Here is a 24,827-nt window from a genome sequence, read left to right on the forward strand (position 1 = left end):
GATGACTGACTGGTGCTTGGCACGTTGTTGGGTCCTGAAGGTACGGCCGTAAGGTCATGTCTTCAGTGCCGGCCCCAGTGAACTCGCCAGCTTGTCTGGTGGGGTGATGGGTGGCTGGTCGTTGTTTGAGAACTACACAGTGGACGCGAGCATCTGTGGCCAAGTTTTTAAGGGCGCACGGTGGATGCCTTGGCACCAGGAACCGATGAAGGACGTGAGAGGCCGCGATAGGCCCCGGGGAGCTGCCAACTGAGCTTTGATCCGGGGGTGTCCGAATGGGGAAACCCGGCAGTCGTCATGGGCTGTCACCCACTGCTGAACACATAGGCAGTGTGGAGGGAACGAGGGGAAGTGAAACATCTCAGTACCCTCAGGAAGAGAAAACAACCGTGATTCCGGGAGTAGTGGCGAGCGAAACCGGATGAGGCCAAACCGTATGCGTGTGATACCCGGCAGGGGTTGCGCATGCGGGGTTGTGGGAATTCTTTTGATCGGTCTGCCGGCCGGTCGGCGAGTCAGAAACCGTTGATGTAGTCGAAGGACATGCGAAAGGTCCGGCGTAGAGGGTAAGACCCCCGTAGACGAAACATCAGCGGCTTGCTTAAGAATCTCCCAAGTAGCACGGGGCCCGAGAAATCCCGTGTGAATCTGGCGGGACCACCCGCTAAGCCTAAATATTCCCTGGTGACCGATAGCGGATAGTACCGTGAGGGAATGGTGAAAAGTACCGCGGGAGCGGAGTGAAATAGTACCTGAAACCGTGTGCCTACAAGCCGTGGGAGCGTCGCCGTCATTCTTCGGAATGACGGTCGTGACTGCGTGCCTTTTGAAGAATGAGCCTGCGAGTTAGCGGTGTGTAGCGAGGTTAACCCGTGTGGGGAAGCCGTAGCGAAAGCGAGTCCGAATAGGGCGATTGAGTTGCACGCTCTAGACCCGAAGCGGAGTGATCTAGCCATGGGCAGGTTGAAGCGGAGGTAAGACTTCGTGGAGGACCGAACCCACCAGGGTTGAAAACCTGGGGGATGACCTGTGGTTAGGGGTGAAAGGCCAATCAAACTCCGTGATAGCTGGTTCTCCCCGAAATGCATTTAGGTGCAGCGTCACGTGTTTCTTGCCGGAGGTAGAGCACTGGATAGGCGATGGGCCCTACCGGGTTACTGACCTTAGCCAAACTCCGAATGCCGGTAAGTGAGAGCGTGGCAGTGAGACTGTGGGGGATAAGCTCCATGGTCGAGAGGGAAACAGCCCAGAGCATCGACTAAGGCCCCTAAGCGTACGCTAAGTGGGAAAGGATGTGGAGTCGCAGAGACAACCAGGAGGTTGGCTTAGAAGCAGCCACCCTTGAAAGAGTGCGTAATAGCTCACTGGTCAAGTGATTCCGCGCCGACAATGTAGCGGGGCTCAAGCGTACCGCCGAAGTCGTGTCATTGCAGCAATAGGGCCAACGCCCGCTGTGATGGGTAGGGGAGCGTCGTGTGCCGGGTGAAGCAGCAGCGGAAGCTAGTTGTGGACGGTTCACGAGTGAGAATGCAGGCATGAGTAGCGATACACACGTGAGAAACGTGTGCGCCGATTGACTAAGGGTTCCTGGGTCAAGCTGATCTGCCCAGGGTAAGTCGGGACCTAAGGCGAGGCCGACAGGCGTAGTCGATGGACAACCGGTTGATATTCCGGTACCCGCTTTGAAACGCCCAATATCGAATCAGGCGATGCTAAGTCCGTGAAGCCGTTCCGGACCCTTCGGGGAAAGGAAAGTGGTGGAGCCGACGAACCAGACTTGTAGTAGGTAAGCGATGGGGTGACGCAGGAAGGTAGTCCAGCCCGGGCGGTGGTAGTCCCGGGGTAAGGGTGTAGGCCGAGGGGTAGGCAAATCCGTCCCTCATTAAGGCTGAGACCTGATGCCGAGCCGATTGTGGTGAAGTGGATGATCCTATGCTGTCGAGAAAAGCCTCTAGCGAGTTTCATGGCGGCCCGTACCCTAAACCGACTCAGGTGGTCAGGTAGAGAATACCGAGGCGTTCGGGTGAACTATGGTTAAGGAACTCGGCAAAATGCCCCCGTAACTTCGGGAGAAGGGGGGCCATCACTGGTGATCGGATTTACTCCGTGAGCTGGGGGTGGCCGCAGAGACCAGCGAGAAGCGACTGTTTACTAAAAACACAGGTCCGTGCGAAGCCGTAAGGCGATGTATACGGACTGACGCCTGCCCGGTGCTGGAACGTTAAGGGGACCGGTTAGTGCGCTTTCGGGCGTGCGAAGCTGAGAACTTAAGCGCCAGTAAACGGCGGTGGTAACTATAACCATCCTAAGGTAGCGAAATTCCTTGTCGGGTAAGTTCCGACCTGCACGAATGGCGTAACGACTTCTCGACTGTCTCAACCATAGGCCCGGTGAAATTGCACTACGAGTAAAGATGCTCGTTTCGCGCAGCAGGACGGAAAGACCCCGGGACCTTTACTATAGTTTGATATTGGTGTTCGGTTCGGCTTGTGTAGGATAGGTGGGAGACTTTGAAGCAGCCACGCCAGTGGTTGTGGAGTCGCCGTTGAAATACCACTCTGGTCGTGCTGGATGTCTAACCTCGGTCCGTGATCCGGATCAGGGACAGTGTCTGATGGGTAGTTTAACTGGGGCGGTTGCCTCCCAAAGAGTAACGGAGGCGCCCAAAGGTTCCCTCAGCCTGGTTGGCAATCAGGTGTTGAGTGTAAGTGCACAAGGGAGCTTGACTGTGAGACCGACGGGTCGAGCAGGGACGAAAGTCGGGACTAGTGATCCGGCGGTGGCTTGTGGAAGCGCCGTCGCTCAACGGATAAAAGGTACCCCGGGGATAACAGGCTGATCTTCCCCAAGAGTCCATATCGACGGGATGGTTTGGCACCTCGATGTCGGCTCGTCGCATCCTGGGGCTGGAGTCGGTCCCAAGGGTTGGGCTGTTCGCCCATTAAAGCGGTACGCGAGCTGGGTTTAGAACGTCGTGAGACAGTTCGGTCCCTATCCGCTGTGCGCGTAGGAATATTGAGAAGGGCTGTCCCTAGTACGAGAGGACCGGGACGGACGAACCTCTGGTGTGCCAGTTGTCCTGCCAAGGGCATGGCTGGTTGGCTACGTTCGGGAGGGATAACCGCTGAAAGCATCTAAGCGGGAAGCCTGCTTCAAGATGAGTATTCCCACCTCCTTGAGAGGGTAAGGCTCCCAGTAGACGACTGGGTTGATAGGCCAGATGTGGAAGCCCGGTAACGGGTGGAGCTGACTGGTACTAATAGGCCGAGGGCTTGTCCTCAGTTGCTCGCGTCCACTGTGTTAGTTCTGAAGCAACGAACAGTTGCTGGTTTCTAGAGCTAGAACATAACTACAAAGTGTGCTTGTTCGCTCGAAACCGATAGGGTTTCGGTGGTCATAGCGTTAGGGAAACGCCCGGTTACATTCCGAACCCGGAAGCTAAGCCTTTCAGCGCCGATGGTACTGCAGGGGGGACCCTGTGGGAGAGTAGGACGCCGCCGAACAATCTTTCAAAGGACCCTTGGTCCAGCGTTCAACGCTGGACCAAGGGTCCTTTTTTGTTTTTCACCTTTTTACGCCGAAGCGCGGCCATGGGTTGGTTGCGCGAGAATGACTAGCGGTACCCCGAAGACAGGAGTCACACCCATGTCCAACTCTCCCGACGATCGTCCGGAGCGCGAGCCTCGTCGCAACGACGGCGGTGACAGGGGCGGCTACCGCGGGGGCCGTGACGACCGTGGCGGTGACCGTGGCGGCTTCCGCCGCGACGACCGCGGTGGCCGGCCGACCGGTGGCGCCGGCGGCGGCGGCGGTTTCCGTCGCGACGACCGTGGCGGCGACCGTCCGTCCTACCCGCGCCGCGATGACCGTGGCGAGCGTCCCTCCGGCGGCGGTGGCGGCGGTTTCCGTCGCGACGACCGTGGTGGCGACCGTCCGTCCTACCCGCGTCGTGATGACGACCGCGGTGGGCGTCCCTCGTACCCGCGCCGCGACGACGACCGCGGTGGCCGGCCGACCGGTGGCGCCGGCGGTGGCGGCGGTTTCCGTCGCGACGACCGTGGCGGCGACCGTCCGTCCTACCCGCGCCGCGATGACCGTGGCGAGCGTCCCTCCGGCGGCGGTGGCGGCGGTTTCCGTCGCGACGACCGTGGTGGCGACCGTCCGAGCTTCCCGCGTCGTGATGACGACCGCGGTGGGCGTCCCTCGTACCCGCGCCGCGACGACGACCGCGGTGGCCGGCCGACCGGTGGCGCCGGCGGTGGCGGCGGTTTCCGTCGCGACGACCGTGGCGGCGACCGTCCGTCCTACCCGCGCCGCGATGACCGTGGCGAGCGTCCCTCCGGCGGCGGCTTCCGCCGTGACGACCGGGGCGACCGCCCGACCGGCGGCGGCTTCCGCGGCCGCGAGGACCGTCCGTCGTACCCGCGTCGTGACGACCGTGGCGGCGACCGTCCGAGCTACCCGCGTCGTGACGACCGTGGTGACCGCCCGGCCGGCGGCGGTTTCCGTCGCGACGACCGCGGTGGCGACCGTCCGAGCTTCCCGCGTCGTGATGACGACCGTGGTGGTTTCCGTGGCGGTCGTGACGACCGCGGTGGCGACCGCCCGTCCTACCCGCGCCGCGACGACCGCGGTGGCGACCGTCCGAGCTACCCGCGTCGTGACGACCGTGGTGACCGCCCGGCCGGCGGCGGCTTCCGTCGCGACGACCGTGGCGAGCGGCCCTCGTACCCGCGTCGTGATGACGACCGTGGTGCGCGTCCGTCCTACCCGCGTCGTGATGACGACCGCGGTGGTTTCCGTGGCGGTCGTGACGACCGCAGTGGCGACCGCCCGTCCTACCCGCGCCGTGACGACCGTGGCGAGCGTCCCTCCGGCGGCGGTGGCGGCGGTTTCCGTCGTGACGACCGCGGTGGCGACCGTCCGTCCTACCCGCGTCGTGAAGACGACCGTGGTGGGCGTCCCTCGTACCCGCGTCGTGATGACGACCGCGGTGGTTTCCGTGGCGGTCGTGACGACCGCAGTGGCGACCGCCCGTCCTACCCGCGCCGCGACGACCGCGGTGGCGACCGCGGCGGGTTCCGCGGCCGCGATGACCGTGGCGGCGACCGCGGTGGCTACCGTGGCGGCCGTGACGACCGCGGCGGTGACCGCGACTACCGTGCGGACCGCGACCGCGACCCGGTCAAGCGGCTTCCGATCGACGAGGACGTCACCGGTCTCGAGATCGACGCCGATGTCCGCCAGGAGCTCCTGAGCCTGCCCAAGGGCCTGGCCGAAGAGGTTTCCAAGAACCTCGTCATGGTCGCCCGCCTGATCGACGAGGACCCGGAGCAGGCGTACGCGTACTCGCGCATCGCCCTGCGCCTGGCCTCCCGTGTCGCCGCCGTGCGCGAGGCCGCCGGCTTCGCCGCGTACGCCACGACGAAGTACAGCGAGGCGCTCGCGGAGTTCCGCGCCGCCAAGCGCATGACCGGATCCGTCGAGCTGTGGCCCGTCATGGCCGACTGCGAGCGCGGCCTCGGCCGCCCCGAGCGCGCGCTGGCCATGGCCGGCGAGCCCGAGGTGCAGAAGCTGGACAAGGCCGGCCAGGTCGAGATGCGCCTGGTCGCCGCCGGTGCGCGGCGCGACATGGGGCAGCTCGAAGCCGCCATCGTGACCCTGCAGAGCCCGGAGCTGGCCTCCCACTCCATCCAGCCGTGGACCGCGCGTCTGCGGTACGCCTACGCCGACGCCCTGCTGGCGGCCGGTCGTGAGGACGAGGCGCGCGAGTGGTTCGCCAAGACGGTCGAGGCGGACAAGGACGGCGCGATGGACGCCTCCGACCGGCTCGCCGAGCTGGACGGGGTCGAGTTCGTCGACGCGCTCGTCGGCGATGAGCCGGACGAGATCGACGACGAGGCCGACGAGGCCGACGAGGACGACGAGCAGGACGACGCCGAGGTGGCCGCCGCCGAGCGCGCGTCCGACCAGGCCGAGTACTACGACGAGGACGACGAGGAGTACGAGCCCCTCGAGCGGTCCGAAGCGGATGCCGACGTCGACGTCACCGACGAGATCGTCGTCGTCGAGGACGAGGACCGGGACGACGAGGGCCACCCCCTCGACAAGGGCTGAGTGCTGAACCGGCTCGATTGAGAAAGGGCGGTACCCCTCCGGGGGTACCGCCCTTTTTCGCGTCCGGGGTCAGTCCAGGCTGCGCAGCACCAGGCCGGTGGCCGGCTTCGGGCCGAAGGAGGTGGACTTGCGGGGCATGGTGACGCCCTGGCGGGCCAGGTCCCGGACGACTTCCTCCCGTACGGGGTGCAGCAGGACCGCGGTGCCGCCGTGGCGCTCGGCCATGGCGACGGTGGCCGCCGCGTCGTGGATGTACGTGATCTGGTCCGGGGTGTCGGGGATCTGCCACAGGGCGTCGAGCAGCGTCGCGTGCAGGACGGTCGCGTCCAGCCGGCGCCAGGCCTCGGGGCGGTCGCGGCGTACGGTGCGCTCGAGGAGGTCCAGGTCCGGGTCGGTGACCAGGCGGAAGGTCCCGTCGCCGGTCAGCAGGAAGGCGTTGCCGCGCTCCGCGGCGTCGGCGAGGGCCTCCAGGGCGAGCGGCAGCGGGCCCTCGACCGGGCGGACCCGGAAGCGGCCTTCCACGGCGGCCAGGGCGTCCGCGAGCGGGAGGCGGCGCAGCATCCGGTGGATCGCGCGGACCTGGAGCGGGTAGCGGGCCGTGTCGACGAGGAGGACGAGGCCGAAGTCCCATGCGGTGGGGGACTGGTGCTCCTCCTGGAGGCGCAGGTACGTCGCCCAGCGGTGGTGTCCGTCGGCGATGAGGGCCTGGCGGTGGCCCAGGTCGGCGGTGACGGCGGCCAGGTCGGCGGGGTCGGTGATGGCCCAGAGCCGGTGCCGGAAGCCGTCCTCGGTGGTGGTGGCCAGCAGGGGCGGGCCCCCGGCGGTCCGCTCGACGACCTCCGCCGCCCCGGCCGCGGGATCGTCGCCGCGGTAGGTGAGGAGGAGGGGCTCGAGATTGGCCGACGCAGCACGCATCAGGCCGGCCCGGTCGGTGACCACGTCCGGCATGACGTCCTCGTGCGGGAGCACGATGCCCGCGTCGGGCTGCGTGAGGGCGAGGGCGCCGATGACGCCGCGCTGGAGCAGGCCGCCCTTGCGCTGCTCGTAGACGTAGAGCGCCGGCTCGGGGTCGGTGCTGAGGATGCCCTTGGCGAGCCAGTCGTGCAGGGTGCGCGCGGCCTGTTCGTTGCGCGCGGCAGGGGTGTCGGCCTGCGGAAGGATCAGGCGGACGATGTTGTGCGGGTCGGCGGACTCGAGGTGGTCGACGCCGTCGGGGCGTACGACCACGTCGTACGGCGGTGAGGTGACGGCGGCCAGGCTGCCGACACGCTCCGGGACGTAGCGCAGTCCATGGAAGGGGATCAGGCGCAGCCCGTCGTCCGCGGTACCAGATGTGGTCATTGGTGCATGGTAAGACGCGTCTCGCGATGCGGGATGATCGGGTGAGGAAGACCTCGGCGCAAATGCAACGAGGTCTATCGAGGACCGAACGGACAGGGAGCCGACAGGATGACCCGGCAGAGCAGGACGAGTCCGGCGGGCAGCGAGCGCAGCCTGCACCAGGCGTACGACACGGCCCTGCTGGACCTGGACGGCGTCGTGTACGCGGGCGGCGAGGCCATCGCGTACGCGGCCCAGTCCCTCGGCGCGGCCCGGGCGGGCGGGATGCACCTCGCGTACGTCACGAACAACGCGCTGCGCACTCCCGACGCGGTTGCCGAGCACCTGGGCGAGCTGGGGATCCCGACCGAGGCCGGCGAGGTGATCACCTCGGCGCAGGCCGTGGCCCGGCTGATCTCGGAGCAGGTGGAGCCGGGGGCGAAGGTGCTGGTGATCGGCGGCGAGGGGCTGCGGGTCGCGCTGCGCGAGCGGGGGCTGGTGCCGGTGGAGTCCGCCGACGAGGAGGGCCTCGCGGCGGTCGTCCAGGGGTACGGGGGCCCGGATCTGCCGTGGTCGCGGTTCGCGGAGGCCTCGTACGCGATCCACCGCGGGGTGCCGTGGTACGCGTCGAACACGGATCTGACGATTCCGGGGGCGCGCGGGATCGGGCCCGGGAACGGGGCCGCGGTGGAGGTCGTACGGATCGCCACGGGCGCGGAGCCGCAGGTGGCGGGGAAGCCGCTGCCCCCGATGCACCGGGAGACGGTGCTGCGGACCGGGGCGCAGCACCCGCTGGTGGTCGGGGACCGGCTGGACACGGACATCGAGGGGGCCTTCAACGGGGAGGTGGACTCGCTGCTGGTGCTGACCGGGGTGACGGACGCGGCGCAGCTGCTGCGCGCCGAGCCGCGGCACCGGCCGACGTACGTGGACCGGGATCTGCGCGGGCTGCTGACGGGCCAGCCGGAGGTCGTGGCGGCCGGGGAGGGCTTCCGCTGCGGGGGTTGGACCGCGGTGGCCGCGGCGGGCGCAGTGGAGCTGCGGGGCGAGGGCGATCCGGTCGACGGGCTGCGTGCGCTGTGCGCGGCGGCATGGACGCAGGCGGGGGACGGCTCGTGCGCGCTGGACGCGGGGAAGGCGCTGGCCCGGATCGGGCTGTAGGCGGATCGAAGATCAGGCGGAGGGTAGGCTAACCTAACCTCCGTGTTGGTCGAGAGTCCCCCCGAACAGAGCGCGGCGCCGGTCGCCGCCATCCGCCCGCGCCATGCGGCGCGCGCCGCCGGTCTGCTCGGCGCCCTTGCGGTGCTGGCGTTGATCGCGGTGGCGAGCATCGCCGTGGGCGCCAAGCAGATGCCCCTCGACCAGGTCTGGCACGGCCTGTTCCACTACGCGGGGACGCCCTCCGACGTGGTGGTGGGCGATCTGCGGGTCCCGCGCACCCTCCTAGGGCTGATGGTCGGGCTCGGGCTCGGCCTCTCCGGTGCGGTGATGCAGGCGCTGACCCGCAATCCGCTGGCCGAGCCGGGCATCCTCGGCGTCAACGCGGGCGCCGCGGCCGCCGTGGTCTCGGCGATCACCTTCCTCGGAGCCTCCTCGCTCAGCGCGTTCGTGTGGTGGGCCTTCCTCGGCGCCGCCGTCGTCTCCGTCGTGGTCTACGTGCTCGGCGGCAGCCGCAGCGCGACGCCGGTGCGCCTCGCGCTCGCCGGTACGGCGGCCAGCGCGGCCCTGGTCGGCTACATCAACGCCGTGCAGCTGATGGACAGCAAGGCGCTGGACAAGCTGCGCTTTTGGACCGTGGGCTCGCTGGCCTCCGCGAACATGGACACCGTCCGGCAGGTCGCGCCCTTCCTGCTGGTGGGCGCCGTGATCGCGCTGTCGCTGGGCCGGCCGCTCAACGCGATGGCCATGGGCGACGACACCGCGCGGGCGCTGGGCGCCCACCTGACGCGGACCCGGATCGGCGCCATGCTCGCCATCACCCTGCTGTGCGGCGCGGCGACCGCCGCCTGCGGGCCGATCGTCTTCATCGGGCTGATGATCCCGCACCTGGTGCGCATCATCACCGGGCCCGACATGCGGTGGGTGCTCGCCTACTCGGCGGTCCTCTCACCGGTGCTGCTGCTGGGAGCGGACGTCATCGGCCGGGTCGTCACCCGGCCCGCCGAGCTCCAGGTCGGCATCGTCACCGCGCTGATCGGCGGACCCGTCTTCATCTACCTCGTCCGGCGCAAGAGGATGGCCCAGCTGTGACCGTCGACCTTCGGGCGGACAAGCCCGGCTCCCGCCCCCTGCGCGGCCCCGGCGGGCTGTCCCTGCGGATGGAGCCGCGTGCGCTGGCGGTCGGGCTGCTGCTCACCGTGGCCGCGCTGGCGATGGGCGTCGTGCTCATCGGCACCGGCGACTTCGAGATCGCGCCGTGGGACGTCGTACAGACCCTGCTGGGCAACGGCACACCGGCGCACGACTTCATCGTCAACGACCTGCGGCTGCCGCGGGTCCTGGTCGCCCTGCTGGTCGGCGCCGCCCTCGGCATGGCCGGCTCGGTCTTCCAGTCCGTCTCCCGCAACCCGCTCGGCTCCCCGGACCTGCTCGGCTTCAGCTACGGCTCGGCGGTCGGCGCGCTCACCGTGATCGTCCTGTTCAAGGGCGGCGCGACCGAGGTGGCGGCGGGCGCGCTGGTGGGCGGGCTGCTCACCGGCGTGCTCGTCTACCTGCTGTCGTACAGGCGCGGCATCCACGGCTACCGTCTGGTGCTGGTCGGCATCGGCGCCTCCTCGATGCTCGTCGCCGTCATCAACTACCTGCTGACCAAGGCCCAGCTCGTCGAGGCCACCCGGGCGATGGTCTGGCTGACCGGCTCGCTCGCCGGCCGGGACTGGAGCCAGGTCTGGCCCCTGCTGGGGACCTGCGCGGTGCTGTTCCCGCTGGTCCTCGGGCAGGGCCGGGCCCTGCGGATGATGGAGATGGGCGACGACGCCGCGTACGCCCTCGGGGTACGGGTGGAACGTACGCGGATGCTGCTGATGCTGGCGGCGGTCCTGCTGACCACCGCGGCCGCCGCGGCCGCCGGACCCATCTCCTTCGTCGCCCTGGCCGCGCCCCAGCTGGCCCGGCGCCTGACCCGCTCGCCCGGGTCGAACCTGCTCACCGGCGCGCTGATGGGCTCCGTCCTGCTGCTCGTGTCCGACTGGGCCTCGCAGCGCGCCTTCGGCGCCGACCAGCTGCCGGTGGGTGTGGTGACCGGGCTGGTCGGCGGTGTCTACCTGCTCTGGCTGCTCGTCACCGAGCGCAGGGCGGGACGTATATGAGCACGGACAAGAGCAACTCAAGGAGTACGCAGGTGCAGCGGCTGACCGCGCAGAACGTGACCCTCGGCTACGAGCAGCGGGTCATCGCCGAGAACCTGTCGGTGGAGATCCCCGACCACTCCTTCACCGTGATCGTCGGCCCCAACGCCTGCGGCAAGTCCACGCTGCTGCGGGCCCTGTCGCGGATGCTGAAGCCGTCCGCCGGGCAGGTGCTGCTGGACGGGCAGGCCATCGGGTCGATGCCCGCCAAGAAGGTCGCCAAGACGCTGGGCCTGCTGCCGCAGTCCTCGATCGCGCCGGACGGGATCACCGTCGCCGACCTGGTCTCGCGGGGCCGGTACCCGCACCAGGGGCTGCTGCGGCAGTGGTCGCAGGAGGACGAGCGGATCGTCCTCGAGTCGATGGCCTCGACCGGGGTCGCCGAGCTCGCGGACCGGTCGGTGGACGAGCTGTCGGGCGGGCAGCGGCAGCGCGTGTGGATCGCGATGGCGCTGGCGCAGCAGACGCCGCTGCTGCTGCTGGACGAGCCGACCACGTACCTGGACATCCAGCACCAGATCGACGTGCTGGACCTGTGCGCGGAGCTGCACGAGACGCAGGGGCGGACCCTGGTGGCCGTGCTGCACGACCTCAACCACGCGGCCCGCTACGCCACGCACCTGATCGCGATGCGGGGCGGCACGGTCGTCGCGGAGGGGCCGCCGGCCGAGGTGGTCACGGCGGAGCTGGTGGAGGAGGTGTTCGGGCTGCGCTGCCAGATCATCGAGGACCCGGAGACGGGTACGCCGCTGGTGATCCCGGCAGCACGCAAGCCGAGGCCACTGGCCACGCGGTTGACGGGTACTACAGCAGGTTCTTGAGGCGCAGCAGGTCGCGGAACCCGGCTTCCAGGCGGACCCGGCCGGAGGCCCAGGCCTTGGCGAACTTCAGCTCGCCCGCGACCATCGCCACCAGGTCGTCGCCGGTCATCGCGAGCCGGATCTCGGCCTTGGCGGCGGGCGGGCCGGGGGAGACCGTGTCGACCCGGATCCGGCCGCCGTCGAGGCGGCCGGTGAAGGTCTGGTCCAGGTCGGTGATGTGGCAGCTCAGGGAGCGGTCCAGCGCGGCAGCGCCGCGCACGCTGCCGTCGGCCTGTGCGAGGTTGCCGGAGAGTCGGTCGAGTGCGGCTCGGCACTCATCGATCGTAGCCATCGTGATCTCGACCGTACCGCAGAGCCGTGCGCGGCCGCCCGGGCGCTTCGGGGTAGCGTCGGGGCATGACCGACGACTTGGCCGACGCGGTGGCGAGCGTACCGGACGTATCGGATGTTCCGGACGCAGCGGGTGCATCCGATGCGCCCGGCGTATCCGGGGAGACGGCTCCCGAGCCTGCGCTCGGGCCCGCCGGGCCCGAGCCCCTCGGCCTCGTCCGCACGCCCACCGGCCATGGCGGGGTCGACGCGCACCTGGAGCGGCTGGCCGACGCCGACCACCTCACGGCGGACGGACACGTCGCGGTGTACGAGGATGTACACAGGGGGTTGCGCGACGCGCTGACCGCGCTGGACGCACCGCCCGTCCCCGGACCGTACGAAAACAGGAGCTGAACCGAACGTGGCAGGAGTGGCACGCCGCCGCCTGGACGCCGAACTGGTACGCCGCAGCATGGCCCGGTCGCGCGAGCACGCCGCCCAGCTGATCGCCGCGGGCCGCGTGACCGTCGGCGGCGCCACCGCGACCAAGGCGGCCACCCAGGTCGAGACCAGCGCGGCCCTGGTGGTCCTCAAGGACGACAGCGACCCCGACTACGTCTCCCGGGGCGGCCACAAGCTGGCCGGCGCCCTCGCGGCCTTCCAGCCGCAGGGGCTGGCCGTCGAGGGCCGCCGGGCGCTGGACGCCGGCGCCTCCACCGGCGGGTTCACCGACGTGCTGCTGCGCACCGGCGTGGCCCACGTCATGGCCGTCGACGTCGGCTACGGGCAGCTCGCCTGGTCGCTGCAGAGCGACGACCGGGTCACCGTCAAGGACCGTACGAACGTCCGCGAGCTGACGGTCGAGCAGCTCGACGGGGTTCCCGTCGACCTCGTCGTCGGCGACCTGTCCTTCATCTCCATCGGCCTGGTGCTGCCGGCGCTGGTGCGCTGCTGCGCCCCGGACGCGGACCTGGTGCTGATGGTCAAGCCGCAGTTCGAGGTCGGCAAGGACCGGCTCGGCAGCGGCGGCGTCGTGCGCAGCCCGGAGCTGCGCGCGGAGGCCGTGCGCGAGGTGGCGGCCCACGCGGCGAAGCTGGGGCTCGGCGTTCTCGGGGTGACGGCGAGTCCGCTGCCGGGTCCGTCGGGGAACGTCGAGTACTTTCTGTGGCTGCGGGCGGGGGCACCGGCCCTCGACCCGGCGGATGTTGACCGTGCAGTGGCGGAGGGGCCGCAGTGACTGATTCAGCGGATACACCGGGTACATCGGAGACGTCTGGTTCATCGGAGACGTCTGGTTCGACGGCGGGGCGGACCGTCTTCCTGCTCGCGCACACGGGGCGGCCTGCGGCCATCCGCAGCGCCGAGCTGGTCGTGCAGGGCCTGCTCAAGAGCGGGCTGGGCGTACGGGTCGTGGAGTACGAGGCGCGGGACCTGCCACTGCCGCCCGAGGTGGAGCTGGTCTCCGAATGCACCCCCGCGGTGCTCGAGGGCTGTGAGCTGCTCATCGTGCTGGGCGGCGACGGGACCCTGCTGCGCGGCGCGGAGTTCGCGCGCGGCTCCGGGGTGCCGATGCTGGGCGTGAACCTGGGCCGGGTGGGCTTCCTCGCGGAGGCCGAGCGGGACGACCTGGACAAGGTCGTGGACCGGGTCGTGACGCGGGCGTACGAGGTCGAGGAGCGGATGACGCTCGACGTGCTCGTACGGACGAACGGCGACGTCGTCCACCGGGACTGGGCGCTGAACGAGGCCGCCGTCCAGAAGGTGTCCCCCGAGCGGATGCTCGAGGTGGTCCTGGAGATCGACGGGCGCCCGGTGTCGGGCTTCGGCTGCGACGGGATCGTCTGCGCGACGCCGACGGGTTCGACGGCGTACGCCTTCTCCGCCGGCGGGCCGGTGGTCTGGCCGGAGGTGGAGGCGCTGCTGATGGTGCCGATCAGCGCGCACGCGCTGTTCGCGAAGCCGCTGGTGACCTCGCCGGACTCGGTGCTGGCGGTGGAGGTCCAGCAGGGGGTGCCGCACGGGGTGCTGTGGTGCGACGGCCGCCGGATGCTGGAGCTGCCGGCCGGGGCCCGCGTGGAGGTCCGGCGGGGGGCGGTGCCGGTGCGGCTCGCCCGGCTGCACCACGCTTCGTTCACGGACCGGCTGGTCGCAAAGTTCGCGCTGCCGGTGTCGGGCTGGCGTGGGGCGCCCCACTAGGAGCCCGCCCAATAGCACATGCGTTCGGGAAACTCTCCACGGGTGACGTCACATCGCACCGGTGAAACCTCGGTATCGTCGTCCCGTGCTTGAGGAGATGCGGATACGGTCGCTCGGGGTCATCGACGACGCGGTGGTCGAGCTGTCGCCCGGTTTCACCGCGGTGACCGGCGAGACCGGCGCGGGCAAGACGATGGTCGTCACCAGCCTCGGCCTGCTGCTCGGCGGTCGCGCCGACCCGGCCCTGGTACGGATCGGGGCCAAGGCGGCGGTCGTGGAGGGCCGCATCGTCATGCGCCCCGGCGCGCCTGCCGCCGTACGCGCGGAGGAGGCCGGGGCCGAGCTCGAGGACGGCACCCTGCTGATCAGCCGGACCGTGTCCGCCGAGGGGCGCTCGCGCGCCCACGTCGGCGGCCGCTCCGTGCCCGTCGGCCTGCTCGCCGAGCTCGCGGACGACCTGGTCGCCGTACACGGGCAGACCGACCAGCAGGGGCTGCTGCGGCCCGCCCGGCAGCGGCAGGCCCTCGACCGGTACGCGGGCGATGCCGTCGCCGTACCGCTGGAGAAGTACGCAGCCGCCTACCGGCGGCTGCGCGCGGTCGCCGTCGAGCTCGACGAGATCACCACCCGGGCCCGGGAACGGGCCCAGGAGGCCGACCTGCTGCGCTTCGGCCTCGAGGAGATCGCGGCCGTGGAGCCGCTGGCCGGCGAGGACGTGGAGCTGGCGGCGGAGGCCGAACGGCTCGGCCACGCCGAATCGCTGGCTTCGGCGGCGCAGATCGCGCACGCGGCGCTGGCCGGCCATGTCGAGGACCCGGAGGGCGTCGACGCGAACGCGCTCGTCGCCGGCGCGCACCGGGCCCTGGACGCCGTACGGTCGCACGACCCGGCGCTCGGCGCGCTCGCGGAGCGGATCGGGGAGCTCGGGATCCTGCTGGCCGACGTGGCGGGGGAGCTGGCGGGCTACGCCGACGACCTGGACGCCGATCCGCTGCGGCTGGCCGCGGTGGAGGAGCGGCGGGCGGCCCTGACCCAGCTGACGCGCAAGTACGGCGACTCGATCGACTCCGTACTGGAGTGGGCCGAGCGGGGTTCGGCGCGGCTGCTGGAGCTGGACGGCGACGACGAGCGGATTACCGAGCTGACCGCCGAGCGGGACGGGCTGCGGGCCGAACTGTCGCTGCTGGCACAGGCGCTGACGGACGCGCGGGTGGAGGCGGCGACGCGGTTCGCGTCGGCCGTCACGGAGGAGCTGGCGTCGCTGGCGATGCCGCACGCGCGGGTGACGATCGACATCCGGCAGGTGGAGGACCCCGAGGGGGTGGAGGTCGACGGCCGTCCGGTCGCGTACGGGCCCTCGGGTACGGACGAGGTCGAACTGCTGCTGGCCCCGCACCCGGGCGCCCAGCCGCGGCCGATCGCCAAGGGCGCCTCGGGCGGTGAGCTGTCGCGCGTGATGCTGGCGGTGGAGGTCGTGTTCGCGGGGTCCGACCCGGTGCCGACGTACCTCTTCGATGAGGTCGACGCGGGCGTCGGCGGCAAGGCGGCCGTCGAGGTCGGGCGGCGGCTCGCGAAGCTGGCCAGGTCGGCGCAGGTCGTGGTCGTCACGCACCTGCCGCAGGTGGCGGCCTTCGCGGACCGGCAGCTGCTGGTCGAGAAGACCAACGACGGGTCGGTGACGCGGAGCGGGGTCAAGGTCCTGGAGGGCGAGGACCGGGTCCGCGAGCTCTCGCGCATGCTGGCGGGGCACGAGGACTCGGTGTCCGCGCGGGCGCACGCCGAGGAACTGCTGGCGGCGGCGCGCGCGGACGCGTAGCGACTGCGGCGCTGTTGCCCTTGCCGTTGCCCTTGCCGTTGCCCTTGCCGTTGCTCATGAGGGCTCGGGACGGTCCCGTCCCGGGCCCTTCGCACGTGCCCGGGGGTGACGGGCGCTACGCCGTGTGGGTGAGCCTCGGGGGTGTGTCGCGGTATCTCCTGCGGGATCCCTACCCGTATGGTCCCGGAACGCGCGTGCGGACTGGCATCCTGGGCGACGTCTCTGCCTCCCTCACCCTGGAGCTTCGGCCCGTGAGCAGCTCCCCGGTCTCGATCCCGGTCCCCGCACAGCCGTACGGGCGGCCGCCGCTGCGCACCGTCCAAGTACTCGGCGGTGCGGGCGCGGGCAGCAGCGCGCACGTACGGTCGCTGACGACCGGGCTCGCCGCCCGCGGGGTCGGGGTCACGGTGTGCGCGCCCGTGGAGGCGGAGGGAGAGTACGACTTCACCGGGGCCGGGGCGCAGTTCACCACGGACGCGGCGAGTGCGCTGCGGGCCGTGTGCGCCGGGGCGGACGTGGTGCACGCGCACGGAGTGCGGGCCGGGATGCGGGCCGCGCTGGCGCTGCGCGGGCGCCGGGTGCCGCTGGTGGTGACCTGGCACAGAGGCGGGCCGGCGGCCGAGGGGCCCTTCGGGCGGCTGGGCCGGGTGCTGGAGCGGCATGTGGCGCGGGCCGCGGCGGTGGTGCTGGGCGCCTCCTCGGACCAGGTGGACCTGGCCCGGGCGCGGGGCGCGCGGGATGCGCGGCTGGCGCCGGTGGCCGTGCCGATGGGCCCGGCGGGCGCGGACACCGGGGCGGACCCGGGCAAGGTGCGGGCGGAACTGGGGGCGGTGGAGCGGCCGTTGCTGATCGCGGTCGGCAGCCTGGTGGAACGCCGGGGGTACTCCGTACTGCTGGACGCGGCGCGGGCGTGGCGGGTGCTGGAGCCGCTGCCGCTGGTGGTGATCGCGGGGGAGGGCCCGCAGCGGGCCGAGCTGGCCCGGCGGATCGAGGCCGAAGGACTGCCCGTACGGCTGCTGGGGCGGCGCCGGGATGCGGCGCAGTTGCTGGCGGCGGCGGACGTGGCGGTGCTGCCGAGCCGGTGGGAGGCGCGGTCCCTGCTGGTGCAGGAGGCACTGCGGGTGGGCGTACCGCTGGTCGCGACGGCGGTCGGCGGCGTGCCGGAGCTGGTCGGGGAGGCGGGCGTCCTGGTGCCGTACGGGGACGCGGCCGCACTGGCCTCGGCGGTGACGGACCTCCTGACGGATCCGCCCCGGCGCGAGGCACTGGCGGCGGCGGGCCGAGCCCAGGCGGCGACGTGGCCGTCGGAGGACGACACGGTGGCCCAGATCCTGTCGGTCTACGACGAACTGATGGACCGCCGCCGCCCCTGACCCGACCGCCGGCGAGGCTGGAGCTGCCGGGGGCCCGGCCCCCGGATCCCCGTGCCTTGGAGCTGCCCGGAGCCAGGTGTGCGGCTGGGGCGCCGTTGCGCAGGCGACCCGGGCTGCGCCCGGCCTTCTGGGGCTCCGCCCCAGACCCCGCGCCTCAAACGCCGGCGGGGCTGGACTTGGCCGATGCCGGCGGACAGGTGCGGGCCCGCTGCCCGCCAGGGCCGAGTCGTGCGAGGGGAGCGTCAAAAAGGAGAGGCCCGCCAGGGCCGAGCCGCGCGAGCGGCGCGTCAAGAAGGAGTGTGGCGGCGGGCGCGGAGGGCCAGGCTCAGAGAGAGGACCGTCTCCGGGTCGTCCAGGTCCGTGCCCAGGAGCTCCGAGATGCGGCCCAGGCGGTTGTACAGGGTCTGGCGGTTGAGGTGGAGCTCGCGCGCCGTCTCCGCCTTGCGGCCCGCGTGGGCCAGGTACGTCTCCAGGGTGGGCAGGAGCGGGGGGCGGGACGTCGTGTCGTGGGTGCGGAGTGCGCCGATCGCGCGGTCCACGAACGCCGCCAGGTCGGGGTGTTCACGCAGCCGCCAGAGGAGCAGGTCGATGTCCAGGCGGCGGGCGTCGTACCAGGGGCGGGCGGGCAGGCCGTGGGCCGCCGTTGCCGTTTCCGCGGCATGGCGCAGGCCCGAGGAGGCCGCCGCCCAGCCGCCGGCCACGCCCACGACGACCGCCGGCGGGGCCGCCGCGCGGTCCAGGCCGGCCCGTTCCACGCCCGCCCGCAGCGCCGCCGCCACCCGGTCGGCCACCGTCGTGCGCTCCGACTCGGAGCGGAGCGAGACCAGCAGCGGTACTCGGCCCTCCACCGGGCGGACGCCCAGGAGCACCGGGACGCCGACTGACGACAGTTCCTCCAGGACGGCCCTGGCCAGGACCGCCCAGTTGCCCGACGGGCCCAGGTCCGAGGACAGGCGCATCACCACCGGCAGGAGCGGGCCGGCCCCCGGTTTGAAGCCGAGTACGCGGGCCTGCGCCGGGGCGTCCTCCGCCGAGATGCGGCCCTCCGCCAGGTCCGTCAGGAAGTCCCCGCGGCCGCGCGCCGCCAGTTCGTCCTCCTGGCGGGCCTGCATCAGGACCACGGCCAGTACGCCCGCCGTCCGCTCCGCCGCCATCCGGTGGACGGGCAGCAGCGGCGCCGACACGCCCAGCAGGACCACCCGTGCGCGCACCGAGCCCGTGCCGTGGCCGCCGCCGGGGACGTCGATCAGGACCGCGTTCGCCGACGGCTGCGCCTCGCGCTGGCCGCGCAGGCCCTCCCAGACCTGGAGCGGGTCCGCCGCGGCCTCCCCGGAGACCGGGCCCGCCGCGTACAGGAGTTGGCCGTCGGTGGTCTCCAGGAACACCGGATTGCCCGTGAAGTCGGCCAGGATGTGCAGGACTTGGGGTATGCCGCCGCCGCTGAGCAGGGCCTCCGTGCAGCGCCGGTGGACCTCCTCGGCCCGCTGGAGCAGCGCGTAGTGGTGGTTGACGATCTCGGTGTGGATCTCCTCCGTCACCGCCACGAACGGGACCTCGCGGTGGAGCTGGACGAGCGGGAGCCCGGCCGTCCGCGCCGTCTCGACCAGCGTCGCCGGGAGCCGGGTGAAGCGCGGGCCCAGCTCGACGACCAGCGCGGCGATCCCCCGGTCCGCGAGGCGCCGTACGAAGGCACGCTGCTCGGCCGGCCGGGTGCCGAGGCCCAGCCCCGTGGTCAGCAGCAGCTCCCCGCCCTTGAGCAGGGACGCGATGTTCGGCACCTCGCCCGCGTGCACCCAGCGGACGGTCCGGCCCAGGCGGTCGGCGCAGGCCACCACCTCCGGCAGTCCGCTGCGCAGCCCGGGCAGCTCCAGTGCCCGCTGAACGGTGATCCCGCCCTGGTTGTCCATGTCGCGGGACGCTATCAGGGGGTCAGGCCGGCTTGATGTTGTGGTTGAAGCGGAACACGTTGTCCGGGTCGTACGCGCGCTTCACCGCGCCCAGCCTGGCCAGATTCTCCGCGCCGAGACCCGCCACCACGCGCTCGGACCCCTCGTCGCCGGTGAAGTTGAGGTAGACCGCGCCGGTGCTCCACCGCTGCACCTGGGCGCGGACGTCCTTCACCCACGAGACGGCCCGCTCGTCGTCGGCCGGGTCCTCCCAGATGCCGAACGGGTGCACGGCCCAGGGCGCGTCCCGGTACGGAACGGGGAACTCGGAGGGCCCGTCCGCGATGGCCCCGCCCAGCGGGAACAGCACGTGCTGGGTTCCGCCCGACGGCATCACGTCACCGAGGGCGCAGAAGACGCCGACGAGCTCGTCCGGCAGGCCGGTCAGGTACTCCGCGGACCAGTAGTTCCGCAGGCCCGGCGGGTCGTCCAGCATGCACTGGAAATCCGCGTACGGGAGGGCGGTGAGCACCTCCACCTCGTGCGGCAGCGCGAGCAGCGGCGCGGCGAGCCCCCGGAGCGCCTCCTCGCCGCCCGCGTACGTGAGCAGCGCGCCCGCCATCAGCGTTCCGACGAGGTGTTCCGGTACGAAGGGCTCCGGCGGGGCGGTCATGTAGATCATGCCGCCGCCCACCTCGTCGGGGCCTTTCTCGACGAGGTCCCGGTAGGTGCGCAGCACCTCGGGCCCGGCCTCGGGCGGGTACAGCAGCATGCAGATCGCGAACTCCGGCAGCTCGTGCAGGCGCAGCGTGATCGAGGTCGCGACCCCGAAGTTCCCGCCGCCGCCGTGCAGGGCCCAGAACAGCTCGGGGTTGTCCTGTGCGGTCGCCGTCACGGCGGCGCCGTCGGCGGTGACCAGGTCCACGCCGAGCAGGTTGTCGACGGCCAGCCCGAACTTCCGGTCCAGCCAGCCCGAGCCGCCGCCGAGGACGAAGCCGGTGGCTCCGGTGGTGGAGACCCGGCCGCCGGTCGTGGCGAGCCCGTACGGCTGGCAGGCGCGGTCCAGCACGCTCATCACCGCGCCGCCCCCGACGCGTACGGCCTTCGCCGCGGGATGGACGGTGACCTCCTGCATCCGGCGCATGTCGACGACCACGCCGCCGTCGTTGAGGGACATCCCGGCGACGCTGTGCCCGCCGCCGCGGACCGCGACGGGCAGGTCCAGCTCGCGGGCGAAACGGACGGTCGTGACGACGTCCGCCTCGCTCTCGCAGCGGGCGATCACGGCCGGCCTGCGGTCGATCATCGCGTTGAAGACCGTCCGGGCCTCGTCGTACCCGGGATCGTCGGGGGCGAAGACCTCACCGGCCAGATCCTCGCGGAGCGCGGCCAGGGCCTGGCCGGCCTTTGAATGGGGAGCCATGGCTGCGGCCCTCCTTCCGGAGGAGGCATAGGACCTATCCAGCGTAGGCGGGGGCCGGCCGCCGGGCGCGGCGGAGCCGGAGCCGGCCGTTGCGGCGCCGTCGCCGGGGGCGTCGCCGGGGGCGCTGCCCCCGGACCCTCAGCCCGCGGACCCTCAGCCCGCGGACCCTCAGCCCCCGTACGCCCCGCTCGCCGTCAGGCGCAGGGCCGTGTCGATCAGGGGGACGTGGCTGAACGCCTGCGGGAAGTTGCCGACCTGGCGCTGGAGGCGCGGGTCCCACTCCTCCGCCAGCAGCCCCAGGTCGTTGCGGAGCGACAGCAGCCGTTCGAACAGGTGGCGGGCCTCGTCGACACGGCCGATCATCGCCAGGTCGTCGGCCATCCAGAACGAGCACGCCAGGAAGGCCCCCTCGTCGCCCTCGAGCCCGTCCACGCCGGCCTCCTCGCCGGTCGTCGGGTAGCGCAGGATGAACCCGTCGGGCGTGGACAGTTCGCGCTGGATCGCCTCGATGGTGCCGATGACCCGCTTGTCGTCCGGCGGCAGGAAGCCCATCTGCGGGATCAGCAGCAGGGAGGCGTCCAGCTCCTTCGACCCGTACGACTGGGTGAAGGTGTTGCGCTCCTTGTCGTAGCCCTTCTCGCACACGTCCTCGTGGATCTCGTCGCGCAGTTCGCGCCACCGGTCCAGCGGGCCGTCCGCGTCCCCGCTCTCGATCAGCTTGATCGTGCGGTCCACGGCCACCCAGGCCATCACCTTCGAGTGCACGAAGTGGCGGCGCGGGCCGCGCACCTCCCAGATGCCCTCGTCCGGCTGGTCCCAGTGGGCCTCCAGGTAGCGGATCAGCTTCAACTGGAGCACCGAGGCGTAGTCGTTGCGCGCCAGGCCCGTCATGTGGCCCAGGTGCAGGGCCTCGGTGACCTCGCCGTACACGTCCAGCTGGAGCTGGTGCGCGGCGCCGTTGCCGACCCGGACCGGGCGGGAGTTCTCGTACCCGGGCAGCCAGTCCAGCTCGGTCTCGCCGAGTTCCCGTTCGCCCGCGATCCCGTACATGATCTGCAGGTTCTCCGGGTCGCCGGCGACCGCGCGCAGCAGCCACTCGCGCCAGGCCTGGGCCTCCTCGCGGTAGCCGGTGCGCAGCAGCGAGGAGAGGGTGATGGCGGCGTCGCGCAGCCACGTGTAGCGGTAGTCCCAGTTGCGGACGCCGCCGATCTCCTCCGGGAGGGAGGTGGTGGGCGCGGCGACGATGCCGCCGGTGGGGCCGTACGTGAGCGCCTTGAGGGTGATCAGGGAGCGGATCACGGCCTCGCGGTAGGGGCCGTGGTACGTGCAGTGGTCGACCCACTCGCGCCAGAACGCGGCGGTCGTCGCCAGGGCCTCCTGCGCGTCGGGGGTCTCCGGGGCGCCCTTGTGGGAGGGCTGCCAGCTGATGCAGAAGGCCTTCCGGTCGCCGGGGCCCACGGTGAAGTCGGAGTACGTCGTCAGGTCCTTGCCGTACGTCTGCGCGTCGGTGTCCAGCCAGACCGAGTCCGGGCCGGCGACGGCGACGGTGCGCCCGTCGACCTTGTGCACCCAGGGCACGACCCGCCCGTAGCTGAACCGCATGCGCAGCGCGGAGCGCATCGGGACGCGCCCGCTGACGCCCTCGACGATGCGCACCAGCTGCGGTGCGTGGTCCTCGCGGGGAGGCATGAAGTCGATCACGCGGACCGTGCCGCGCGGCGTCTCCCACTCCGATTCCAGGATCAGCGAATCGCCCTGGTAGCGGCGGCGCGTCGCGGCGGGGGCCCCGGCGTCCCCCGGGAACGCCGGGCCGATCCGCCAGAAGCCGTGGTCTTCGGTGCCGAGAAGGCCCGCGAAGACGGCATGGGAGTCGAAACGTGGCAGACACAGCCAGTCCACCGAGCCGTCCCGGCAGACCAGCGCGGCGGTCTGCATGTCCCCGATCAGTGCGTAATCCTCGATGCGCCCGGACACGTAGATCTCCAGTCGAACGGCCACGTCCGCCCCGAAGGGCGCTTGCATTGCGCGGTTGCGCGGTCCCGTGGGTGTGGATCCCCGCACTGAGCTCATGATTCCGGATGCGGCCGGGTTACGCCGTCTGCCGGACTGCTCGGCGGCGATGTGAAGCGATATCCGAGCAGGATATGACGGCACCCTAGTGATCTCCTGAAGCCGGGGGACAATGTGACTCGACCAAATGGGTGACCCGACGGGTGACCAGCACGAACGGCGGCGTGACCGGCCGCGGGCCGGGCGGTGGCGCTCGGTCGAGCACCCGTAGCGGCGCGTGGCCGGAGGCGGACGGCCCCGGGCGCTGATAGGCTGGTACCCCGTGGACCGGTGGTCTGCCTGTGCGAATCAGGAGCCCCGAAACCGCAGCTTCGGCGCCCCCTGAGAGCCTCCGGTTCGATGGTGGCCGGCGCCGGACGCACCTCACTTCGCGACCACGGGAGCCCCCTCTTGGCGACGCCGCCCGCTGCTTTTCGAAACAGCACAGCCATGACGACCAAGCACATCTTCGTCACCGGGGGTGTCGCTTCGTCCCTCGGCAAGGGTCTGACGGCCTCCAGCCTGGGTGCGCTGCTCAAGGCGCGCGGCCTGCGGGTCACGATGCAGAAGCTCGACCCGTACCTGAACGTCGACCCGGGCACGATGAACCCGTTCCAGCACGGCGAGGTGTTCGTCACCAACGACGGCGCCGAGACCGACCTGGACATCGGCCACTACGAGCGCTTCCTCGACGTCGACCTCGACGGCTCGGCCAACGTCACCACCGGCCAGGTCTACTCGCAGGTCATCGCCAAGGAGCGGCGCGGCGAGTACCTCGGTGACACCGTGCAGGTCATCCCGCACATCACCAACGAGATCAAGCACCGCATCCGGCGCATGGCGACCGAGGACGTCGACGTCGTCATCACCGAAGTCGGCGGCACCGTCGGCGACATCGAGTCGCTGCCCTTCCTCGAGACCGTCCGCCAGGTCCGCCACGAGGTCGGCCGCGACAACGTCTTCGTCGTGCACATCTCGCTGCTGCCCTACATCGGCCCCTCCGGCGAGCTGAAGACCAAGCCGACCCAGCACTCGGTCGCGGCCCTGCGCAACATCGGCATCCAGCCCGACGCGATCGTGCTGCGCGCCGACCGTGACGTCCCCACCTCCATCAAGCGCAAGATCTCGCTGATGTGCGACGTGGACGAGGCGGCCGTCGTCGCGGCGATCGACGCCAAGTCGATCTACGACATCCCGAAGGTGCTGCACACCGAGGGCCTCGACGCGTACGTCGTGCGCAAGCTCGACCTGCCGTTCCGCGACGTCGACTGGACGGTCTGGGAGGACCTCCTGGACCGCGTCCACAACCCCGACCACGAGGTCAAGGTCGCGCTCGTCGGCAAGTACATCGACCTGCCCGACGCGTACCTGTCGGTGACCGAGGCGCTGCGCGCCGGCGGCTTCGCCAACAAGGCCCGCGTCCAGATCAAGTGGGTCACCTCCGACGACTGCAAGACCCCGGCCGGCGCCGCGGAGGTGCTCGGCGACGTGGACGCGATCTGCGTGCCCGGCGGCTTCGGCGACCGCGGTGTCAACGGCAAGGTCGGCGCGATCACCTACGCCCGCGAGAACAAGATCCCGCTGCTCGGCCTGTGCCTGGGCCTGCAGTGCGTGGTCATCGAGGCCGCGCGCAACCTGGCGGGCATCGAGGACGCGAACTCCACCGAGTTCGACGCCTCCACCCCGCACCCGGTGATCTCCACGATGGAGGAGCAGCTGGCCTTCGTCGAGGGCGCGGGCGACCTGGGCGGAACGATGCGCCTGGGCATGTACCCGGCGAAGCTGGCCGAGGGTTCGATCGTGCGCGAGGTCTACGGCGACCAGGCGTACGTGGACGAGCGCCACCGCCACCGCTACGAGGTCAACAACGCGTACCGCGGCGAGCTGGAGAAGAAGGCGGGCCTCGTCTTCTCCGGCACCTCCCCGGACAACAAGCTCGTCGAGTACGTCGAGTACCCGCGCGAGGTGCACCCCTACCTGGTGGCCACCCAGGCCCACCCGGAGCTGCGCTCGCGCCCGACGCGGCCGCACCCGCTGTTCGCGGGCCTGGTCAAGGCGGCGGTGGAGCGCCAGCAGGCCGCCGAGGGCAAGTGACGGCCTACAGCAGCCTGACCGCATAACGTAGACAGCCGGGGCACGGAACGTGCCCCGGCTGTCGCGTTTTCGG

16 protein-coding genes, 2 rRNA genes and 1 pseudogene are annotated in these 24,827 nt (G+C 71.0%); 14 read left to right on the forward strand and 5 right to left on the reverse strand.

The window, feature by feature from the left end; translation table 11 throughout:
• Positions 1 to 157: 157 nt before the first annotated feature.
• The 4 genes and pseudogenes from OG299_RS29785 (at position 158) to OG299_RS29800 (ending at position 6,117) form a co-directional block, all read left to right on the forward strand.
• Positions 158 to 3,280: ribosomal RNA gene (locus OG299_RS29785) — 23S ribosomal RNA — on the forward strand.
• Positions 3,281 to 3,386: 106 nt separating this feature from the next.
• A 5S ribosomal RNA gene (rrf, locus tag OG299_RS29790) occupies positions 3,387 to 3,503 on the forward strand.
• A 106-nt stretch (positions 3,504 to 3,609) separates the two neighbouring features.
• Positions 3,610 to 5,160, forward strand: a pseudogene (locus OG299_RS42810) (hypothetical protein); the annotation flags it as partial.
• A 141-nt stretch (positions 5,161 to 5,301) separates the two neighbouring features.
• Positions 5,302 to 6,117, forward strand: a complete 816-nt coding sequence (locus OG299_RS29800; protein ID WP_327364616.1) for a tetratricopeptide repeat protein — start codon at positions 5,302 to 5,304, stop codon at positions 6,115 to 6,117.
• A 69-nt stretch (positions 6,118 to 6,186) separates the two neighbouring features.
• Here OG299_RS29800 and OG299_RS29805 read toward each other — a convergent pair whose 3' ends face one another.
• The gene (locus OG299_RS29805) at positions 6,187 to 7,458 is read right to left on the reverse strand and encodes a DUF1015 family protein (RefSeq protein WP_266630579.1); all 1,272 of its coding nucleotides are present in this window, start codon (positions 7,456 to 7,458) and stop codon (positions 6,187 to 6,189) included.
• A 108-nt stretch (positions 7,459 to 7,566) separates the two neighbouring features.
• Here OG299_RS29805 and OG299_RS29810 point away from each other — a divergent pair, with 108 nt between their 5' ends.
• The 4 genes from OG299_RS29810 (at position 7,567) to OG299_RS29825 (ending at position 11,605) form a co-directional block, all read left to right on the forward strand.
• Positions 7,567 to 8,598 carry an HAD hydrolase-like protein gene (locus tag OG299_RS29810; protein WP_327363140.1) on the forward strand — a complete coding sequence of 344 codons (1,032 nt, stop codon included), beginning with the start codon at positions 7,567 to 7,569 and terminating at the stop codon, positions 8,596 to 8,598.
• A 42-nt stretch (positions 8,599 to 8,640) separates the two neighbouring features.
• Positions 8,641 to 9,687, forward strand: a complete 1,047-nt coding sequence (locus tag OG299_RS29815; RefSeq protein ID WP_442817542.1) for a FecCD family ABC transporter permease — start codon at positions 8,641 to 8,643, stop codon at positions 9,685 to 9,687.
• A gap of 68 nt (positions 9,688 to 9,755) precedes the next feature.
• Complete coding sequence (locus tag OG299_RS29820) at positions 9,756 to 10,745, forward strand: FecCD family ABC transporter permease (RefSeq protein WP_266633653.1); 990 nt, start codon at positions 9,756 to 9,758, stop codon at positions 10,743 to 10,745.
• A complete protein-coding gene (locus OG299_RS29825; RefSeq protein ID WP_266630585.1) occupies positions 10,742 to 11,605 on the forward strand; it encodes an ABC transporter ATP-binding protein in 864 nt (287 codons plus the stop codon). Before OG299_RS29820 ends, OG299_RS29825 begins: the two co-directional genes overlap by 4 nt.
• Here the strand turns inward: OG299_RS29825 and OG299_RS29830 are convergent.
• Entirely contained in the window at positions 11,589 to 11,936 is a 348-nt protein-coding gene (locus tag OG299_RS29830) for an SCP2 sterol-binding domain-containing protein (RefSeq protein ID WP_266630587.1), read from the reverse strand. The genes OG299_RS29825 and OG299_RS29830 overlap by 17 nt on opposite strands.
• A 65-nt stretch (positions 11,937 to 12,001) precedes the next feature.
• On the opposite strand from OG299_RS29830, the gene OG299_RS29835 reads away from it, so the two are divergent.
• The 5 genes from OG299_RS29835 to OG299_RS29855 all read left to right on the forward strand — a co-directional run bounded on the left by OG299_RS29835 (position 12,002) and on the right by OG299_RS29855 (position 17,302).
• Positions 12,002 to 12,331 carry a hypothetical protein gene (locus OG299_RS29835; protein ID WP_266630589.1) on the forward strand — a complete coding sequence of 110 codons (330 nt, stop codon included), beginning with the start codon at positions 12,002 to 12,004 and terminating at the stop codon, positions 12,329 to 12,331.
• Between the two features lie 7 nt (positions 12,332 to 12,338).
• Positions 12,339 to 13,154, forward strand: coding sequence for a TlyA family RNA methyltransferase (locus OG299_RS29840; protein WP_266630591.1), 816 nt, complete (start codon positions 12,339 to 12,341; stop codon positions 13,152 to 13,154).
• Positions 13,151 to 14,113, forward strand: coding sequence for an NAD kinase (locus tag OG299_RS29845; protein WP_266630593.1), 963 nt, complete (start codon positions 13,151 to 13,153; stop codon positions 14,111 to 14,113). The genes OG299_RS29840 and OG299_RS29845 overlap by 4 nt, the downstream gene beginning before the upstream one ends.
• A 97-nt stretch (positions 14,114 to 14,210) precedes the next feature.
• The gene (gene recN / locus OG299_RS29850; protein WP_266633655.1) at positions 14,211 to 15,929 is read left to right on the forward strand and encodes a DNA repair protein RecN; all 1,719 of its coding nucleotides are present in this window, start codon (positions 14,211 to 14,213) and stop codon (positions 15,927 to 15,929) included.
• A 251-nt stretch (positions 15,930 to 16,180) separates the two neighbouring features.
• Positions 16,181 to 17,302, forward strand: a complete 1,122-nt coding sequence (locus tag OG299_RS29855) for a glycosyltransferase family 4 protein (protein ID WP_327363143.1) — start codon at positions 16,181 to 16,183, stop codon at positions 17,300 to 17,302.
• A gap of 287 nt (positions 17,303 to 17,589) precedes the next feature.
• Here OG299_RS29855 and OG299_RS29860 read toward each other — a convergent pair whose 3' ends face one another.
• The 3 genes from OG299_RS29860 to OG299_RS29870 all read right to left on the reverse strand — a co-directional run bounded on the left by OG299_RS29860 (position 17,590) and on the right by OG299_RS29870 (position 22,633).
• Positions 17,590 to 19,209: a PucR family transcriptional regulator gene (locus OG299_RS29860; protein ID WP_266630597.1), complete on the reverse strand. Its 1,620-nt coding sequence runs from the start codon at positions 19,207 to 19,209 to the stop codon at positions 17,590 to 17,592.
• A 22-nt stretch (positions 19,210 to 19,231) separates the two neighbouring features.
• Positions 19,232 to 20,611, reverse strand: coding sequence for an FAD-binding oxidoreductase (locus OG299_RS29865; protein WP_327363144.1), 1,380 nt, complete (start codon positions 20,609 to 20,611; stop codon positions 19,232 to 19,234).
• A 168-nt stretch (positions 20,612 to 20,779) separates the two neighbouring features.
• Positions 20,780 to 22,633, reverse strand: coding sequence for a glycoside hydrolase family 15 protein (locus tag OG299_RS29870; RefSeq protein WP_327363145.1), 1,854 nt, complete (start codon positions 22,631 to 22,633; stop codon positions 20,780 to 20,782).
• A gap of 477 nt (positions 22,634 to 23,110) precedes the next feature.
• On the opposite strand from OG299_RS29870, the gene OG299_RS29875 reads away from it, so the two are divergent.
• Positions 23,111 to 24,754 carry a CTP synthase gene (locus OG299_RS29875; protein ID WP_327363146.1) on the forward strand — a complete coding sequence of 548 codons (1,644 nt, stop codon included), beginning with the start codon at positions 23,111 to 23,113 and terminating at the stop codon, positions 24,752 to 24,754.
• The last annotated feature ends 73 nt before the right edge of the window (positions 24,755 to 24,827 follow it).

It is taken from the genome of Streptomyces sp. NBC_01296 (assembly GCF_035984415.1).
Classification (GTDB): Bacteria; Actinomycetota; Actinomycetes; order Streptomycetales; family Streptomycetaceae; genus Streptomyces.

Coding starts and splice junctions, on each gene's coding strand:
- OG299_RS29800 (WP_327364616.1), top strand. CDS start 5,302: ATGGTCGCCCGCCTGATCGACGAGGACCCGGAGCAGGCGTACGCGTAC.
- OG299_RS29805 (WP_266630579.1), bottom strand. CDS start 7,458: ATGACCACATCTGGTACCGCGGACGACGGGCTGCGCCTGATCCCCTTC.
- OG299_RS29810 (WP_327363140.1), top strand. CDS start 7,567: ATGACCCGGCAGAGCAGGACGAGTCCGGCGGGCAGCGAGCGCAGCCTG.
- OG299_RS29820 (WP_266633653.1), top strand. CDS start 9,756: ATGGAGCCGCGTGCGCTGGCGGTCGGGCTGCTGCTCACCGTGGCCGCG.
- OG299_RS29825 (WP_266630585.1), top strand. CDS start 10,742: ATGAGCACGGACAAGAGCAACTCAAGGAGTACGCAGGTGCAGCGGCTG.
- OG299_RS29830 (WP_266630587.1), bottom strand. CDS start 11,936: ATGGCTACGATCGATGAGTGCCGAGCCGCACTCGACCGACTCTCCGGC.
- OG299_RS29835 (WP_266630589.1), top strand. CDS start 12,002: ATGACCGACGACTTGGCCGACGCGGTGGCGAGCGTACCGGACGTATCG.
- recN (WP_266633655.1), top strand. CDS start 14,211: ATGCGGATACGGTCGCTCGGGGTCATCGACGACGCGGTGGTCGAGCTG.
- OG299_RS29860 (WP_266630597.1), bottom strand. CDS start 19,209: ATGGACAACCAGGGCGGGATCACCGTTCAGCGGGCACTGGAGCTGCCC.
- OG299_RS29865 (WP_327363144.1), bottom strand. CDS start 20,611: ATGGCTCCCCATTCAAAGGCCGGCCAGGCCCTGGCCGCGCTCCGCGAG.
- OG299_RS29870 (WP_327363145.1), bottom strand. CDS start 22,633: ATGCAAGCGCCCTTCGGGGCGGACGTGGCCGTTCGACTGGAGATCTAC.
- OG299_RS29875 (WP_327363146.1), top strand. CDS start 23,111: ATGACGACCAAGCACATCTTCGTCACCGGGGGTGTCGCTTCGTCCCTC.